Source organism: Rhodanobacter sp. A1T4 (assembly GCF_014207185.1).
GTDB lineage: Bacteria > Pseudomonadota > Gammaproteobacteria > Xanthomonadales > Rhodanobacteraceae > Rhodanobacter.
Genome location: NZ_JACHCP010000006.1, coordinates 388324 through 403977, shown reverse-complemented (window position 1 = coordinate 403977; position 15654 = coordinate 388324). Strand labels below are relative to the sequence as shown.

The window sequence follows — 15654 nt, the reverse complement described above, 5'->3', positions numbered from 1 at the left end:
GCGTAGAATGGTGGGTTGTCGTCACCAGGCATGCCCATGGCACTCAACTCCACCATCTACAAGGTCGAACTGCAGATCAGCGACATGGATCGGCATTACTACGCCACCCATGCACTGACGCTGGCGCGGCACCCGTCGGAAACCGAAGAGCGGCTGATGGTACGCCTGCTGGCGTTCGCGCTCTATGCGGACGATCGGCTGGAGTTCGGCAAGGGCATCAGCGATGAGGATGAACCAGCGCTATGGCGCAAGGCCTATACCGACGAAATCGAGTTGTGGATCGAGCTGGGTCAGCCCGATGAAGCGCGCATCCGCAAAGCCTGCGGCCGCTCACGCCAGGTCGTGGTGATCAACTACGGCGGCAATACAGCCGACATCTGGTGGAACAAGGTCGGCGCATCGTTGGGTCGCAACAAAAATCTCACCGTGCTCGACATCTCCGCCACCACCGTCGCCGAACTCTTGCCGCTGCTGCAGCGTGGCATGCGCTTGCAGGCGCTGATCCAGGATGGTCAGCTGCAGCTGATGAACGATGTTGAGTCGGTGACGATCGACCCGCTGCGACGAATGGGTGTCGCTGAAGCCGTCAGCTGAGCAAGCGCAATACGACTATCGTATCGCCGCGTTTTCGAGAACAATTGCTCGCTGATTGAATCTGCCTCGCGCCGATTCAACCGATCCTGGTTCAACCAGTCACACCTCAATCAAACCACTCCAAGGACTCACACCATGCGCTGGTTGCTGCCCCTGCTCGCCCTGATCGCCCTCGCCGCCTGCAGCGTCACGCCACAGGCGCATGCCAACGGCAGCGTGGACAAGCTCACCGTGATCGACCAGAAGGTCGGCACCGGTGCGGTGGCCAAGCCCGGCATGCAAGTGCAGGTGCACTACACCGGCTGGCTCTACGACGAAACCGCCAAGGACAAACACGGCAAGAAATTCGATAGCTCGCTCGACAGCGGCACGCCTTTCACCTTCCCCCTCGGCGAAGGCCGGGTCATCGCTGGCTGGGATCAGGGCGTGGCTGGCATGCGCGTCGGCGGCAAGCGCACCCTGCTGATTCCGGCAACACTCGGATATGGCGACGACGGCGCAGGCGATGCCATTCCGCCGGGCGCATCACTGGTGTTTGATGTGGAGTTGCTGGGGGTTACACCCTGAAGTTGGCGGTATTGTGGCTACGGCCGCGATGATATCAACGCGTTGAAGCTAGCTTTCGTCCTCCTGCGGAGGCCGAGTTGCTTGCTTTTACTTGTCCTCACGCACGCGGCAACATGGGTGAACAGCCGAAGCAGGCCCGTAAGGCGACAGACGGTACGCCCGTAGAAAACGACACCCCGCTTGGCGCTTGCCGGGCATTCGGTAACCGCTCCTGTGTTGCTCTACCTCGGAAATCCATGCCCTAGCCATGCACGGCAAGTCCGTGAGATATGCGAACGCCATCCTCGCTCCGCCACACCGTAGCCGTCACCCGGCAAACCCTTATCTATCTGCGAGATTTGCTCGCTTGACGAGCTACGACCTAAAGCCGAACATCCGATGCATATGCCTCGATATGGGGTCTAATTGGCGTTAGGCATTAAACATGACTTTGCCAGTTTCACACTACTTGCAGGTCTACAAGCTTCGCCAGGGTATGGCTCAGGGTGGCGTCACGCATCCCAACGCGGAAGGTCGCGAGCTGATCAAACAGCTGGTCAAGCGTCTAGCCTGCTTGGACCCCAGTTTGCCTTGTCATCTTGTGCACGAGCACAAGCCAAGTGGTGGTGAGTGGGTCGCATTCGTCGTGGATGGCCAGGAGCAGGCACGTATCTTGGTAGCTCCGAATGATGGCTGAGTCTACGATGCCTAACTACTCGTTCAAGGCGGACGGCTACGCCTCCAGCGTTAGTCGCCGCAACACGGTACGCTCCAACTTGGCCGCACTTCGGAGGCGCAAATGAAGAGAGTTACAGGTATCGGAGGGATCTTCTTCAACGCGAAGGAACCTGTCGCGCTGCGAGCTTGGTACAAGCAGCACTTGGGAATCGACGTCCAGGCATGGGGAGGCGCGGCGTTTACGTGGGCGGATGCAGCCGGCAATCCGACAAACGGAACGACCGCATGGTCCATCGGCGCCGCCGATGGCGAACACTTCGCGCCAAGCCTGTCGACCTTCATGGTCAACTATCGCGTCGCGAACTTGACCTCGCTGCTTCAGGCACTACGCGAGGAAGGTTGCAACGTACTCGAGAAAACGGATGACTCCGAGTATGGCAAGTTCGGCTGGGTCATGGATCCAGAGGGGAACAAGGTCGAACTCTGGCAGCCGCCCGAGGGCCAATGAGCCCTGGTCTGATCGGCCAGGATGCGCCGCCGAACCCCTCCTTCAAGCGGACCTGCCTTCGGCGGTCCGCTTAAGTCAAACGTTAGGCCCTTCATGCTGTCGCACAAACTATTTATTGCCTTTCTTGTTTTATCGGCAGCCGGCCGAGTCATCGCGGCAGACGCCCTTCCGATGGATGCGCTTCGAGCTAAATTTCCGCATGGTATTCCATGGAAAGTCGATGTGGTTAATGCCGATGGCAAAAGCCGCGGCGAGCTGGAAATGCTGATTACTTCGGATCATGCAAGATCGTGTATGGGCGACGTTGGCGATGGCTTCCGTGTGGATTTCATTCGACCCGACGTGCTCTCGCCACCATTACCCCTCGCGTCATATGGTGTCGCCAGGTTCGTTGATAACAAGATCAAGATCGACCTCACGGGGGGCACCTGCGATGCCTATCTAGTGATGGACGGCATGGTGACATCGGATGGCTCGTCAGCCGGCGATATATATACGTTTGGTCGGGGAGGCGTGCATGACGTCGGGACTTATCACGCCAGTATCAAAAAATGAGCGGTGTAACTACTGGGACAAGTGAGCCGCTACGACGCCGTGTAATAACCTGAAGCCCAATCATCGGACGACGATATCAAGCCGCTTATGCACGAGGGCAAGTCAAAGTTCGCCCATAAAGATGGAATGCCGTACTCGTAAACGGCTCACGAGTGCGTGTTGCGCTGACTGCCGGAAACTTCCTAAACAGCGCCTCAATCCGCCTGCGCCGCCTCGTCCCTGCCCTGCTGGCGAATGATCGCCTCCTCCCGCGCATCGATGATCGACTGCATTACGCTGTCGACGTCGGCGATGCTTTCGTCGAATTCGAAGTGGCCGGTGAGTTCGGTATCGGGGTGCAGTTCACCCAGTTCGAACAGCGCCCACATCTCTTCGGCGTAGTGGCTGTCCAACAATTCCGCGGCGAAGCGCGAGAGGCTGATGGTGATGTTGCCGACGTCGCGGCGAAGCATGGTGCGCGCCGAGTTGTTGCCGGAGGCACTGACCACCTGCGGCAGGTCGATGATGACCGGGCCTTCCGGCCCGACCAGCACGTTGTATTCGGAGAGGTCACCGTGGATCAGCCCTACGCACAGCATGCGCGCCACCTGCTGCATCAGAAAGCGGTGGTAATCACGCGCGGTATCCGCTGACAACTCCACTTCGCCCAGACGCGGGGCGGAGTAGCCGTCTGCGTCGGTGACCAGCTCCATCACCAGCACGCCGTTGAAATAACCATACGGTTTGGGCACACGCACTCCAGCGGCCGTGAGCGCATAGAGCGCGTCGACCTCTGCGTTCTTCCAGGCGGCCTCGGCCTCCTTGCGGCCGAACTTGGTGGCCTTGCCCATGGCACGGGCCTGCCGGCTGCCGCGCACCTTGCGGCCTTCCTGATACTGCACACGCGCCTGGAAACTACGCTGTGCCATGTCCTTGTAGACCTTGGCACAACGGATATCGTCGCCCGAGCGCACGACATAAACGGAAGCTTCTTTGCCGCTCTTCAGCGGTCGCAGGACCTGGTCGATAACGCCTTCGTCGATCAGATCCTGCAGGCCCTTGGGTGTCTTCATGCGTGGAAAAGCTTCAGCAATTCGTGGAATAACGCCGATTATGGCCGATCTGCGGCATTACTCGCTTATTTCTCGTTGTCGGGCCTCAGCTTGCCTGCACGCTGGGCGCACTGAGCCGGTCGCGCACGCCTGCCACAATCTCGAACGATCGACGCCTTGCCGCATGGTCGAATACGTTGGCCGTGATCATTAGCTCGTCTGGCCTGTGCCGCTCGATGAAGGCCTCGATGCCCTCCTCCACCGTATCGGCATTGCCGATGACGGCACAGGCCAGCGCGTGGTCGACGCCGTGTCGTTCCATGGGCGAAGCGTATGACTCGATATCGTCGATCGGTGGCGGGATCAGCCCAGGCCGGCCGCGGCGCAGATTGATGAAACTCTGCTGCTGGGTGGTGAACAGCCGGCGCGCCTCGGCGTCGCTTTCCGCGGCGACAACGTTGACCCCGAGCATCGCGTACGGCTGCTGCAGCCGTGCCGACGGCCGGAAGTCGCGTCGATACAGCGCCAGCGCTTCATCCATCGCGTCGGGCGCGAAATGCGAGGCGAATGCGAACGGCAGGCCAAGTCGGGCCGACAAGGTCGCGCTGAACAGGCTCGAACCCAGCAGCCACACCGGCACGTCGATTCCGGCACCTGGCACGGCGCGCACCGGTTGGCCCGGTTTTACCGGTTCGAAGTAACCCAGCAGCTCCATCACGTCGTGCGGAAAAGCATCGGCGCTGTCGAAATAGCGGCGCAATGCCTTGGCGGTCGGTTGATCTGTGCCCGGCGCGCGCCCGAGGCCCAGATCGATGCGCCCGGGATACAGTGAAGCCAGGGTGCCGAACTGCTCGGCCACCTGCAGCGGCGCATGGTTCGGCAACATGATGCCACCCGAACCGACGCGGATGCGCGAGGTACCACCGGCTACGTAGCCGATCAGTATCGCGGTGGCCGCACTGGCGATACCGGCCATATTGTGGTGTTCGGCCAGCCAGTAGCGGCAGTAGCCCAGGCGCTCGGCGTTCTGGGCCAGATCAAGTGTGTTGCGGAATGCCTGCGCGGCATCGCTGCCTTCCGTGACGGGTGCCAAATCAAGGATCGAAAAAGGAATCATGGGGTGTTCTCGCAGTAGCGTATGGCCGATGATTTGGGGACGGTTGCGTGGATTGCCAACGGCTTTTGCTCCAGCTGCGCCAGATCGGCATGCATGAGACCGAACCCCGCCTACAATGGCCACATCTTCTTTCACGGCATCTCGATGACTGACCCGGTTCGCCTCGCCAAACGCGTCGTCGCCCTTGCGCAATGCTCACGGCGCGAGGCCGAGCAGTACATCGAGGGCGGCTGGGTGCGCGTGGACGGCGTGGTGGTCGAAAAGCCGCAGTTCATGGTTGATACGCAGACTGTCGAACTGGATCCCGGCGCCCAATTGATCGCCACCGAACCGGCAACCCTCGTGCTGCACAAACCTGCCGGCTACGACTCTGGCAATGGCCCGAATCCGGCCAGTGCGCTGGTCACACCGGACACGCGGTCCCCAGATGACGCCTCCGGCGTACGGCCTCTGAAACGGCACCTTCAGCGGCTGACTTCGCCGCTACCGCTGTCGACCGAAGCCACTGGCCTGATGATCTTTACCCAGGACTGGCGGGTGACACGCAAGCTCACCGAGGACATCGACCGGGTCGAGCAGGAATTCGTGGTTGATGTCAGCGGCGAACTGATCGCCAATGGGCTGGCCCTGCTCAATCACGGCCTGCGCTTCAATAATTACGCGATGCCGCCGATCAAAGTCAGCTGGCAGAGCGAGCAACGGCTGCGGTTTGCGTTCAAGGTATTGCAGCCCAGCCAGATCGAGCCGATGTGCCACGCGGTCGGCCTGAAGGTATTGGCGATGAAGCGTCTGCGCATAGGCCGTATTTCACTGGCCAAATTGCCGCTGGGCCAGTGGCGTTATCTGGCGCCGCACGAGCGTATCTAGCGTAAACTTTGGATCAGCCTGTCGACGCTGTTTCATGTCTCTCGAAACGTAAGCAACGGCGGGCGACCGAGCTTTACATCACACCTACCACACCGCGGAGAGCAGCATGAGCAAGGGTTTGGACTCCAAGAAAAGTGACAAGAAAAAGCCGGAAAAAACCATGAAGGAAAAGAAGCTGGCCAAGCAGGAAAAGAAGAAGAACGCCAAGTAATCGTCCCGCCTGCCCGACGGTAGCTGCACCAGTCATCACACGACGACTGGTGCAGGTATCCGGCTTGTACGCATCGCACTCAAGCCACTCAGCACGACACTTCGCCGTCGTGACCTTTTTGACTCAATCGTTCGCTCAATACTCGCCCATGTAATCGCGCTTGCCGATCTCCAGGCCGTTGTGCCGCAGGATCGCGTACGCAGTGGTCACGTGGAAGAAGAACTGCGGCAAGCCGTAGCTCAGCAAATAGGTTTGACCGGTGAAATGACGCTCTTTCGGCGTGCCCGGCCGGGTCACGATGTCGCGCTTTGCAGCGTCGTCGAACAGGGTCTTGTCGAAACCATCGATAAAGCCGATCGTTTTCGCGATCAACCCACGCAGCGCCTCGAAGCTCAACTCATTGTCATCGTATTTCGGCACTTCGGCGCCCGCCAAACGTGCCGATACACCGCGCGCAAAATCACACGCAATCTGCACCTGCTTGGCCAGCGGAAACATGTCCGGAAACAGCCGAGCCTGCGTCAACGCCGATGGCTCGATGCTTTTTGCTGCAACATGCGCTTCGGCTTTGGCGAGGATGGCGTCAAGCCCGCCGAGCATCTGGCGGAATACGGGAACCGAACTGATATAGATGGCGTGAGGCATGGGATTTCCTGGTACATGGCATGGAGAAATGATCGGCGCAGTGTAGTCCAGTGATGCCCTCATGACTGGTGCTATGCCGTTGACTTCAAGCATGGCGCCCACGCCAGGCCGCCAGTGCGATCTGATAGCGCTCCAGCGCCTGCTCGTAAATGTCGAACACGCACGGTACGCAGCCTTCCCCACAACACTCTGAGGCATCCGGCTCGACTGGGCGTACTGGCGGCGGATCTGCAGGATCGACGGCGACGTCGTGCATCGGTGGCTTATCGTTTGGCATGAATGGTCGCGATCGCCTTTTCGTCTACCACTAGCCCATGTGCGAGCGAACGACGCGAAGCTCAACATGGACGCCAGCACTATCTTTCAAGCTGGGCATAGGCAAGGCCAGCGGTGACTGCGAAGATAGCCGATCGTACTCATTGGAACGATGCACATGCGAATCGATGGCGGGCAACATCGCGATAACATCATCGGCAAAAGGCTGGTCATGGCACTGTGCCTGGCGTTGCTTCTACCGGTCTGCAGCGCCATGCCTGCACGCGCCGCGGCGGTGAAGCCCTCCCACTATCGGGTCGTGGGCTACGATGTCGTCAAAGAAGACGTGGATCACATCGATGCTGACAAGATCGACACCTTGATCTTCGCCTTCGCCCGGGTCGTTGACGACCATGTCGTCCTCGATCCGGCTGCGGCATCGAGACTGCATCAGCTGACCGCGTTGAAATCGACGCATCCGCAACTAAAGGTTGTCGTGTCGGTCGGCGGCTGGGGCGCGGGTGGCTTTTCCGAGGCAGCCAGCACGGCGGACAGCCGGCAACGCTTTGCGGACAGTGCGACAAAACTGCTGGTGGATAACGATGCCGATGGCCTCGATGTGGACTGGGAATATCCGGGGCATTCGGAATCAGGCATCCGCTCCAGTCCACAGGATCACGCCCATCTGACCTTGCTGCTGAAAGACGTCCGCGCCGCATTGGATAGCGCGACTCACGGGAACGATCGCCGCGGCACGCGTCGTTACACACTCAGCATGGCGATCGCGGACGGCCCGTTCGTCAATGGCATCGACATCGCCGCCATCGCGCCTTATCTCGACTGGTTCAACCTGATGACCTACGACTTCGTCAATTCGATGACGCCGACAACAGGACATCACACAGGCCTGCATGCGTCGCCGCTCACCCCGGCCGATGCGCGCACCACCGACCGCGCGGTGAGCCAGTTTCTCGCCGCCGGTGTTCCACCGAAAAAACTGCTGATCGGTGCAGCGTTCTATGGCCGCGAATTCGACGACGTGAAGCCCAGCCACAACGGCCTGTACCAGGCTTACGGTCATTACGGCACCGAACATCCATGGCCGCAGCTCGAAGCTGATTTCATCGGCCGGAACGGCTTCGTGCGCTACTGGGATGCCGATGCGCAGGCACCCTATCTGTGGAACGCAGCGACCCATACCTTCATCAGCTATGACGATCCGCAGTCAATCGCCGCCAAGGCTGCCTACGTAAAAGCGCAGCACCTTGGCGGCATCATGTACTGGGAACAAAGCGAAGACCCGCAGAATGTACTGCTGGACGCGATCTGGCGTGACCTGCAGTGATTGCTCCGCCTATTTCGCCGGTTTGCGGAAGCGATAGATGAACTGATCGGTATGGCCGCGGATCGACTTATCGAACACCTTGAGTGTGTGCGTGTCGGCCGAATTGCGCAGCGCGCCGCTCTCGCCATCAAACACAAAACCCGCGGCCTCGACCTGTTGCTTGACGATCGCCGGGTCGATCCGGTGCAACGTATCGGTATCCTGCATGCCGCTGCCGGTAGGAGCCACGTGATCGATCACCACGAACAAGCCACCCGGCTTGAGCGCATCGAATACCTGTTTGTTCAGTACTGCCGGATCGACGCTGCCCATGAACTTGTCCGGGTAGTCGTGATAATTCTGCGAGGTGAACACCAGATCCACCGGCTCCGGCGAGCTCAGCTGATTGGAGGGCTGCTCAAGCACACTGACATTGGCGTAATGCGGCTCGGTCACAAATTTTTTCATTGCGGAAAGATCGTCGCCATCCTCTTTGGCGTACTCATTCGGCCAAAGCACATACACGTGGCCCGTCGGCCCGACGATGGCGCTGAACACGCGGGTGAAATAACCGCTGCCGGGAATCAGCTCCAATACCTTCTGCCCGGGCTGCACGTGGGCAAACTCCATGATCGAGCTGATCTTGCGGCGTTCGTCATTCACTTTGTCCGCCTGTCGTGCGGGATCGCCCACGGCCCTGGCCACCACGGCATAAATCGCACCAGTATGAGCACCTGACATCTGGGCAACAGTCATCGCGGGAAACGCAACAGCCAGCAACACAGCAAGCAGAGTCTTACGCATGAGGTACTCCATGGGGAAACGATGCCGCATTGTGCGCTCGAATGGATAGGGCCACGCAACCATCCGTGAAGGACCCGCGCCCGCGTATAACCGCATCAACAAGATCCTCCTTTCAAGGGGCTGACAACGTTGTAAATAGGCACTTTCGCCGTCGTCACTCAAGAACTCGTCCAGCGACACTATTTCTCACTGGCGGGCACTCTCTGGTAAAACGGTGCGGCGCGATCTCACTAAAACGAATTTAGGGGAAGTGAAATGTCGTCGTCCCGTTTAGCGAAAAGGCTCAGCTGTCTGCTGTCACTTGTTTGCCTGCCAATGGCCGCGGGCGCCCAGTCACCTGCCCAGTGGCGAACTCAGCAGCTTGATGCTTCGCTCAAGTCCGAGCGCATCATGAAGCAAGCGGATACACGCAAAGGTCTGCTGGCCCAGTATCAGGTGATGCGCTATGCCTACGCGGAGGACAAGAGTCCCGCATTCAGGCTGATTTTTGGTCAATACATGAGCTGGTATCAGACATTTATCGGCGACTACCCCGATGCGGCCTTGAGCTTTTCCATCCGGCAACCAAGCGAAAGCGATGATCGCCCCTCGCCCGTGGCCAACGGCGATTACACCGCGCAGCCGGCACTGGATGCCATTCCCGAACTTGCAAAGAACTATCAGCTGGTTTTTCTCAACGAAGCGCACAACATTCCACTGACCCGAACGCTGACCGTGCAATTGCTTCCGGGACTGCGCAAGTCTGGATTCACCTATCTCGCCATAGAAACGCTTTATCAGACGGACACCGCGCTGCAAACGCGCGGCTATCCCATTGCGAAAAGCGGTTTCTACACCGAGGAACCGATCAGCGCGGAACTGGTGCGCACGGCGCTGAAGCTTGGATTCAAGCTCATCCCCTATGAAGCGACTTCCGACGCCACCGGTGACGCACGTGAAGCCGAGCAAGCCCGAAATATCTATGCCGCAGTGTTCAAGAAAGACCCAAAGGCGCGCCTGATAGTCGAGGCCGGGTATGCACACATCCAGAAATCAGGCGAGTTTCTGGGCGGCCAAAGCATGGCTGAGCACCTTTACAAACTGTCCGGCATTGATGGGCTTTCTGTGGAACAGACGATGATGATTCCCCATCCGTCCAGCGACGACGACCATCCTTACTACGCCTCCATCGTGAAGAACTTTCAGCCCGCGACGCCCATCGTTTTCGTCGACAAGACGGAAAAGCCATGGTCGCTGCGTCCGGGGTACAACGTCAGCGTGATCTTTCCGCCACAGAAACTGCGCCGCGGGCGCCCTACCTGGCTGACGCTCGGTAACTTGCGACAGCCTGTTTTTGTCAGTGGCGACAAATGCGACGAACAATATCCCTGCCTGATTGAGGCTCGCTATTCGGCGGAGGGTAAGGACGCCATTGCAGCCGATCGCATGGTGCTCGACCCCCTGCCACTTATGCCCACCATGGGAGAACGTATCCGGCAAGGGTCCGGCGCCCCCGTAGGCGAGCTTTATCTGCGTCCTGGCGAGTACGAGTTGAGCGCCATCGGAACAGATGATCAAACCCTTTTCAGCCAGCACATCACGGTTTCAGACACTGTGCCGACTCCCCCTCAATGAACCTTGGATTGCGCTAGAGAAATCTCACGCTCTGTCAGGACAAAGCCATCCATATTTAAAACCCTGTCGACGTGCCGCCAACTGCCTGTGACTGCACAGGCATGACTAACGCCCTACGAAATCTTTGTTACTGCCGGGTATAACCAGAAAGCCAGTGACAAACGCCATCGCCGATCGATGTTTGCGGTGCAACACAAGTAACTGTCAACGCGACAACCAAGAACGCAATAACGATTAACGCACGGGGAGTGACATGGCATGACACGATTGACCACCCGACCGCTGCTGGCACTGGCTTGCATGCTGGCGACGTTTGCTGCCGCCGCGGTCGACGGCAGCACGGACAACAACGCGATGCTTGGCTTTACCAACCATGCCGCCGACCAGCAACAAAGTCTTGAACAACGCTTCGATGCACAGCTCGACCCCGCCGACCAGCGCAACTGGCTCAAGCAAATGTCGTCGCAGCCGAACCAGGTCGGCTCACCGCATGACAAGGCCAATGCCGAGTTCATGCTGGCGAAATTCCGCGAATGGGGCTGGGATGCGCATATCGAAACCTTCAGCGTGCTCTATCCCACGCCAAAAAAAGTGGCGCTTGAGCTACTCGGCCCGCACCCTTTCACCGCTGCACTCAAGGAACCGACGATTCCTGGCGATGCTACATCGAGCATCCACGATGGCGCTCTGCCGCCCTACAACGTCTATGGCGCCGATGGCGATGTCACCGCCGAACTGGTTTACGCCAACAACGGCATGCCAGACGACTACAAGGATCTGGCGCGGCGCGGCATCGATGTGCGCGGCAAGATCGTGCTTACCCGCTACGGCGGCGGCTGGCGTGGTCTGAAACCCAAGCTGGCCCAACAGCATGGCGCGATCGGCTGCCTGATCTATTCCGATCCGCACGAAGACGGCTACGCCAAAGGCGATGTTTACCCGAAGGGCGGCTGGCGTCCGGCCGACGGCGTGCAGCGTGGTTCGGTCGCGGACATGCAGGTCTACCCTGGTGACCCGTTGACACCAGGTATCGGCTCTGTCCCCGGCGCCAAACGCCTTGCCATCAAAGATGCTACATCGCTGTTGAAGATTCCGGTGCTGCCAATTTCCTACGCGGATGCCACCCCGCTGCTACAGGCGCTCGCTGGACCGGTGGCGCCCGCCAACTGGCGCGGCTCGCTGCCACTCACTTATCACGTCGGCCCAAGCACGGCCAAAGTCCATCTGACGGTGCAGTCGGACTGGGGCCAAAAGCCAGTCTATGACGTCATCGCCAAACTCAAGGGCAGTACCGAGCCCGATCAGTGGATTGTGCGCGGCAACCATCACGACGGCTGGGTCTTCGGCGCATGGGATCCGCTTGCCGGCAACGTCGCGCTGATGGCCGAAGCCAAGGCCATCGGCGCCCTGGTCAAGCAGGGCTGGCGCCCTCAGCGCACCCTCGTCTACGCCAGCTGGGATGGCGAGGAACCGGGCCTGCTCGGCTCTACTGAGTGGGCCGAAACGCATGCCGAGGAATTGCAGGCCAAGGCCGTGATGTACGTCAACTCCGACACCAACGGCCGCGGCTTTCTCGACGCTGGCGGCAGCCACTCGCTGCAACACCTGGTCAACCAGGTCGCCGATGGTGTGAGCGATCCAGAAACCCACGTCAGCGTACGGGAGCGCCTGCGTGCACACATGCTGATCGCCGGCAATGATGAGGATGCCAAACCCGAAGCCAAGGATGTAGCGAAAATCGCCGCGCAAGGCGGGGATGTGCCACTGTCGGCCCTCGGCTCCGGCTCCGACTTCAGCGCCTTCCTGGAACACCTGGGCATTGCGTCGCTGAATCTCGGCTTTGGCGACGAGGACGACGATGAGGGTATCTACCACTCGCAATACGATTCGTTCGATCACTACATGCGCTTCGGCGATCCGACATTCGAATACGGCGTGGCACTCTCGAAGGTTGTCGGACACATCGTGCTACGTAGTGCGGATGCCAATGTGCTGCCGATGCGCTTCGGCGACTTCAGCAGCACGCTCGATCGTTACGTCGATGAGCTGCACAAACTCGTCGACAAAACACGCAAGGCAACGGATGAGCAACACAAACTGCTTGATGCTCACGCATTCACGCTCGATGCCGACCCAACCCGTCCGATTGCACCACCTGAGCGCAATTCCGATGTACCAGCGATCGATCTCGCCCCACTGGATCATGCAGCAAAGCAACTCACACAGAGCGCGCAAGCTTTCGAAACCGCCTACGGCAAACGCGCGGCCACCGGCTTCAACCTGCCGGCAAAACAGGTGCTTGAGCTGAACACGCAGATGGGTCGCATGGAGCAGGCATTGACCGATTCCGACGGCTTGCCAACACGGCCATGGTTCAAGCACATGGTCTATGCGCCCGGCATGCTGACCGGCTACGGTGTCAAGACCCTGCCGGGCGTGCGCGAGGCCCTGGAGGCACGTCGTTGGGATGAGGCGAATCAATACGCCGTGACCACAGCCAAGGTCATCGACCGCTACCGCGCAAAACTTGACCAGCTGACGGCGATACTCAACCCTGCGCCATAAGTCTCGGGCTTGCATGACGTATCCAAGGGCGGCTCCAAAAGAGCCGCCCTTTCTGTTTAAACCATTACACGACACGAACCTGAAGAATCTCAGATTTCGCAGCGATCGCTGCGAAATCATTTCCTGCCTATTCCATTCACTGCTATAACGCTGCGGTGACAAGGTCGCTGGGGAGCGGTCATGCACTTAATTTGTTACAGGGGAGCAGGACAATGGAATGGGGAAGCAGGATTGCTGCATTGGTTTTTTTGCTGTGCGTTTCTGCAGTACACGCACAATCGGCATCATTTGCGGACTTGGCGAGGCATGCTGAATACAAGGACGTCAAGATCTCTCCTGACGGGGAATACCTGGCCGCTACCGCCGTGGTTAAAGGCCACACCGTGCTGGCCTTGATCCATCTTTCCGACAAGAAGGTAAGCGTTATCCGTCCGCGCGAAGACGACGACGTCACTGACTTCTGGTGGGCGTCGCCCAAGCGAGTGATCTATGCCATTGGTACGCGATTGGGTGGTTACGATTCACCGATGGCGACCGGCGAACTATTCGCAGTGAACGCCGACGGCAATAGCCCAAATATGCTCTACGGTTACCGCAAACCCGGCATGACCACCGGTACCCTCGTAGGGCATACGGGAGCCGAACGTGGCAACGCGGAATTCATCGCGGCCATTCCCGGCGATCCCGAGCATATCCTGGTTTCCGTCAGCCTATGGGACACCACAGGCTACGAGCTCAGCCTACCAAGCGCTTATCGCATGGATGTCCGCACCGGCGACAAGATCAAGATCATCACTGCACCGATGCGCGGTGCCGAATTTGTCGCCGATCATCACGGGAAAATCCGCTTTGCCTTCAGTCCTGCCAATGACGGTAGCTTAAAGGTGTATCTCCATCCGGTTGGCGGTGATGGCTGGCAGCTCATGCCTGGACCAGGCGAAACTCGCTCCAGGCCCATCTCGTTCAACCATGACGATAGCCTTGTTTACTTCACTTGTCCGGGAACTGCCGGTGGCTTTGGAATCTGCAGCTGGGATCCGGCAAAGCAGAGCATGACCCCACTATGGAGCAATCCCAAGGTCGAAGCCGATGGCTTGATGCAGGGTCTGACGGATGATGAATTTATCGGAGTCACCTATACGGACGGACGGCCGGGAACCGCCTTGTTTGATAGCACCTCGGCCGATGCAAAGGCTTTGGTGATGTTGATGAAGCAATTCGCTGGTGAGCGTGTCGACTTTGCTTCAAGCACGCGAGATGGACGACTCAGCGTCGTTCTGGTCGAAGCCGATGCAGATCCAGGCGCCTTTTACCTTTTCGATCACACAGCTAACAAGCTCACGGTGCTGCTGTCACGCGCACCATGGATCAACCCGGAAAAGATGGCGCGCAAGCAACCTTTTGAGTTCGCCGCTCGCGACGGTCTGAAACTGCAGGGTTATGTGACCTTTCCCCCGGGCCAGGAAAATGCCAAACATCTGCCCATGGTGGTATTTGTACATGGTGGCCCTAATGCTCGCGATAGTTGGAATTACGACCCCGAAGTACAGGCCATGGCAACACGTGGCTACGCCGTATTGCAGGTGAATTTTCGCGGTTCCACCGGCCGTGGCTATGCGTTTAAAAGTGCCAGTTCGCGTGAATGGGGCGGAAAGATGCAGGACGATGTCACCGACGCCACACACTGGGCGATCGCGCAGGATATTGCCAACCCGCAGCGCATCTGCATCTTCGGGGCAAGCTACGGTGGCTATGCAGCGCTGGAGGGAGCAGTAAAGGAACCCGATCTGTACAAATGCGCGATCGGCTATGTGGGTGTCTATGACCTCAGGATGATGTACCACGAGGGCGACACCCATCAATCTGTCTATGGCGAGGATTTTCTCAAGCGCGAGCTCGGCGAGGATATGACAGTTCTGACAGCGCGCTCGCCGGTCAACCAGCTGGACTCCCTGAAGGCGCGGGTGATGCTGGTCGTTGGTGGCAAGGACGAGCGCGTACCCCCCATGCAGGGCATGAGTCTGCATCAGGCGTTGTTGAACCGGCACATCGCTCACGAATGGGTGCTCAAACCGGGGGAAATGCACGGCTTTTACGATGAGGCAAATCGTACCGAGCTGTATACCGATCTGCTGCAATTCATCGGCACCAACATCGGTCCCGGGGCAACAGCACCGGAAACAGCTGCAACCAGCACAGCATCCACGCATTGAGCCATCGTAGATAAAACCTGCCTTCATGAAGAAGGCAGGTTCTCGCCAGATAGCTACCCAACTCTTGGGCTACACGAAACTCTGCGTGTTCTGGCAGAGTGCATCGATCTGTCGTCGTGCCAATCAG

15 protein-coding genes are annotated in these 15654 nt (G+C 59.0%); 10 read left to right on the top strand and 5 right to left on the bottom strand.

Annotated features, from left to right (window positions below):
* Positions 1 to 36 precede the first annotated feature (36 nt).
* The 5 genes from HDE80_RS14675 (at position 37) to HDE80_RS14655 (ending at position 2881) form a co-directional block, all read left to right on the top strand.
* Positions 37 to 594 (top strand): YaeQ family protein, encoded by a 558-nt coding sequence (locus HDE80_RS14675; RefSeq protein WP_184672081.1) that lies wholly within the window; start codon positions 37 to 39, stop codon positions 592 to 594.
* A 135-nt stretch (positions 595 to 729) separates the two neighbouring features.
* Complete coding sequence (locus HDE80_RS14670; RefSeq protein ID WP_184672079.1) at positions 730 to 1161, top strand: FKBP-type peptidyl-prolyl cis-trans isomerase; 432 nt, start codon at positions 730 to 732, stop codon at positions 1159 to 1161.
* Between the two features lie 424 nt (positions 1162 to 1585).
* Positions 1586 to 1837, top strand: coding sequence for a hypothetical protein (locus HDE80_RS14665; protein WP_184672077.1), 252 nt, complete (start codon positions 1586 to 1588; stop codon positions 1835 to 1837).
* Positions 1838 to 1939: 102 nt separating this feature from the next.
* Positions 1940 to 2326 (top strand): VOC family protein, encoded by a 387-nt coding sequence (locus tag HDE80_RS14660; RefSeq protein ID WP_184672075.1) that lies wholly within the window; start codon positions 1940 to 1942, stop codon positions 2324 to 2326.
* A gap of 93 nt (positions 2327 to 2419) precedes the next feature.
* Positions 2420 to 2881 carry a hypothetical protein gene (locus tag HDE80_RS14655; protein ID WP_184672073.1) on the top strand — a complete coding sequence of 154 codons (462 nt, stop codon included), beginning with the start codon at positions 2420 to 2422 and terminating at the stop codon, positions 2879 to 2881.
* Between the two features lie 194 nt (positions 2882 to 3075).
* Here HDE80_RS14655 and HDE80_RS14650 read toward each other — a convergent pair whose 3' ends face one another.
* Positions 3076 to 3933 carry a PA4780 family RIO1-like protein kinase gene (locus HDE80_RS14650; RefSeq protein WP_184603499.1) on the bottom strand — a complete coding sequence of 286 codons (858 nt, stop codon included), beginning with the start codon at positions 3931 to 3933 and terminating at the stop codon, positions 3076 to 3078.
* A gap of 85 nt (positions 3934 to 4018) precedes the next feature.
* A complete protein-coding gene (locus tag HDE80_RS14645) occupies positions 4019 to 5029 on the bottom strand; it encodes an LLM class flavin-dependent oxidoreductase (protein WP_184672071.1) in 1011 nt (336 codons plus the stop codon).
* A gap of 144 nt (positions 5030 to 5173) precedes the next feature.
* On the opposite strand from HDE80_RS14645, the gene HDE80_RS14640 reads away from it, so the two are divergent.
* The gene (locus HDE80_RS14640; protein WP_184672069.1) at positions 5174 to 5896 is read left to right on the top strand and encodes an rRNA pseudouridine synthase; all 723 of its coding nucleotides are present in this window, start codon (positions 5174 to 5176) and stop codon (positions 5894 to 5896) included.
* 346 nt (positions 5897 to 6242) lie between these two features.
* Here the strand turns inward: HDE80_RS14640 and HDE80_RS14635 are convergent, their stop codons facing one another.
* Positions 6243 to 6752, bottom strand: coding sequence for a DUF1993 domain-containing protein (locus HDE80_RS14635; protein WP_184672067.1), 510 nt, complete (start codon positions 6750 to 6752; stop codon positions 6243 to 6245).
* Positions 6753 to 6837: 85 nt separating this feature from the next.
* Positions 6838 to 7029, bottom strand: a complete 192-nt coding sequence (locus HDE80_RS14630; protein WP_255483775.1) for an oxidoreductase-like domain-containing protein — start codon at positions 7027 to 7029, stop codon at positions 6838 to 6840.
* Between the two features lie 156 nt (positions 7030 to 7185).
* On the opposite strand from HDE80_RS14630, the gene HDE80_RS14625 reads away from it, so the two are divergent.
* Positions 7186 to 8352 carry a glycoside hydrolase family 18 protein gene (locus HDE80_RS14625; protein WP_255483774.1) on the top strand — a complete coding sequence of 389 codons (1167 nt, stop codon included), beginning with the start codon at positions 7186 to 7188 and terminating at the stop codon, positions 8350 to 8352.
* Between the two features lie 9 nt (positions 8353 to 8361).
* On the opposite strand, the gene HDE80_RS14620 is transcribed toward HDE80_RS14625, so the two are convergent.
* Complete coding sequence (locus HDE80_RS14620) at positions 8362 to 9135, bottom strand: class I SAM-dependent methyltransferase (RefSeq protein WP_184672063.1); 774 nt, start codon at positions 9133 to 9135, stop codon at positions 8362 to 8364.
* Positions 9136 to 9390: 255 nt separating this feature from the next.
* Here HDE80_RS14620 and HDE80_RS14615 point away from each other — a divergent pair, with 255 nt between their 5' ends.
* The 3 genes from HDE80_RS14615 (at position 9391) to HDE80_RS14605 (ending at position 15527) form a co-directional block, all read left to right on the top strand.
* Positions 9391 to 10749: a hypothetical protein gene (locus tag HDE80_RS14615; RefSeq protein WP_184672061.1), complete on the top strand. Its 1359-nt coding sequence runs from the start codon at positions 9391 to 9393 to the stop codon at positions 10747 to 10749.
* Between the two features lie 258 nt (positions 10750 to 11007).
* On the top strand, positions 11008 to 13314 hold the full coding sequence (locus tag HDE80_RS14610) for a transferrin receptor-like dimerization domain-containing protein (protein ID WP_184672059.1): 2307 nt from the start codon (positions 11008 to 11010) through the stop codon (positions 13312 to 13314).
* A gap of 296 nt (positions 13315 to 13610) precedes the next feature.
* Complete coding sequence (locus tag HDE80_RS14605; RefSeq protein ID WP_255483772.1) at positions 13611 to 15527, top strand: S9 family peptidase; 1917 nt, start codon at positions 13611 to 13613, stop codon at positions 15525 to 15527.
* The last annotated feature ends 127 nt before the right edge of the window (positions 15528 to 15654 follow it).

What these genes read in the sequence shown, in the direction of transcription:
- HDE80_RS14675 (WP_184672081.1), top strand. Translation starts at nt 37, where the DNA reads ATGGCACTCAACTCCACCATCTACAAGGTCGAACTGCAGATCAGCGAC.
- HDE80_RS14670 (WP_184672079.1), top strand. Translation starts at nt 730, where the DNA reads ATGCGCTGGTTGCTGCCCCTGCTCGCCCTGATCGCCCTCGCCGCCTGC.
- HDE80_RS14665 (WP_184672077.1), top strand. Translation starts at nt 1,586, where the DNA reads ATGACTTTGCCAGTTTCACACTACTTGCAGGTCTACAAGCTTCGCCAG.
- HDE80_RS14660 (WP_184672075.1), top strand. Translation starts at nt 1,940, where the DNA reads ATGAAGAGAGTTACAGGTATCGGAGGGATCTTCTTCAACGCGAAGGAA.
- HDE80_RS14655 (WP_184672073.1), top strand. Translation starts at nt 2,420, where the DNA reads ATGCTGTCGCACAAACTATTTATTGCCTTTCTTGTTTTATCGGCAGCC.
- HDE80_RS14650 (WP_184603499.1), bottom strand. Translation starts at nt 3,933, where the DNA reads ATGAAGACACCCAAGGGCCTGCAGGATCTGATCGACGAAGGCGTTATC.
- HDE80_RS14645 (WP_184672071.1), bottom strand. Translation starts at nt 5,029, where the DNA reads ATGATTCCTTTTTCGATCCTTGATTTGGCACCCGTCACGGAAGGCAGC.
- HDE80_RS14640 (WP_184672069.1), top strand. Translation starts at nt 5,174, where the DNA reads ATGACTGACCCGGTTCGCCTCGCCAAACGCGTCGTCGCCCTTGCGCAA.
- HDE80_RS14635 (WP_184672067.1), bottom strand. Translation starts at nt 6,752, where the DNA reads ATGCCTCACGCCATCTATATCAGTTCGGTTCCCGTATTCCGCCAGATG.
- HDE80_RS14630 (WP_255483775.1), bottom strand. Translation starts at nt 7,029, where the DNA reads ATGCCAAACGATAAGCCACCGATGCACGACGTCGCCGTCGATCCTGCA.
- HDE80_RS14625 (WP_255483774.1), top strand. Translation starts at nt 7,186, where the DNA reads ATGCGAATCGATGGCGGGCAACATCGCGATAACATCATCGGCAAAAGG.
- HDE80_RS14620 (WP_184672063.1), bottom strand. Translation starts at nt 9,135, where the DNA reads ATGCGTAAGACTCTGCTTGCTGTGTTGCTGGCTGTTGCGTTTCCCGCG.
- HDE80_RS14615 (WP_184672061.1), top strand. Translation starts at nt 9,391, where the DNA reads ATGTCGTCGTCCCGTTTAGCGAAAAGGCTCAGCTGTCTGCTGTCACTT.
- HDE80_RS14610 (WP_184672059.1), top strand. Translation starts at nt 11,008, where the DNA reads ATGACACGATTGACCACCCGACCGCTGCTGGCACTGGCTTGCATGCTG.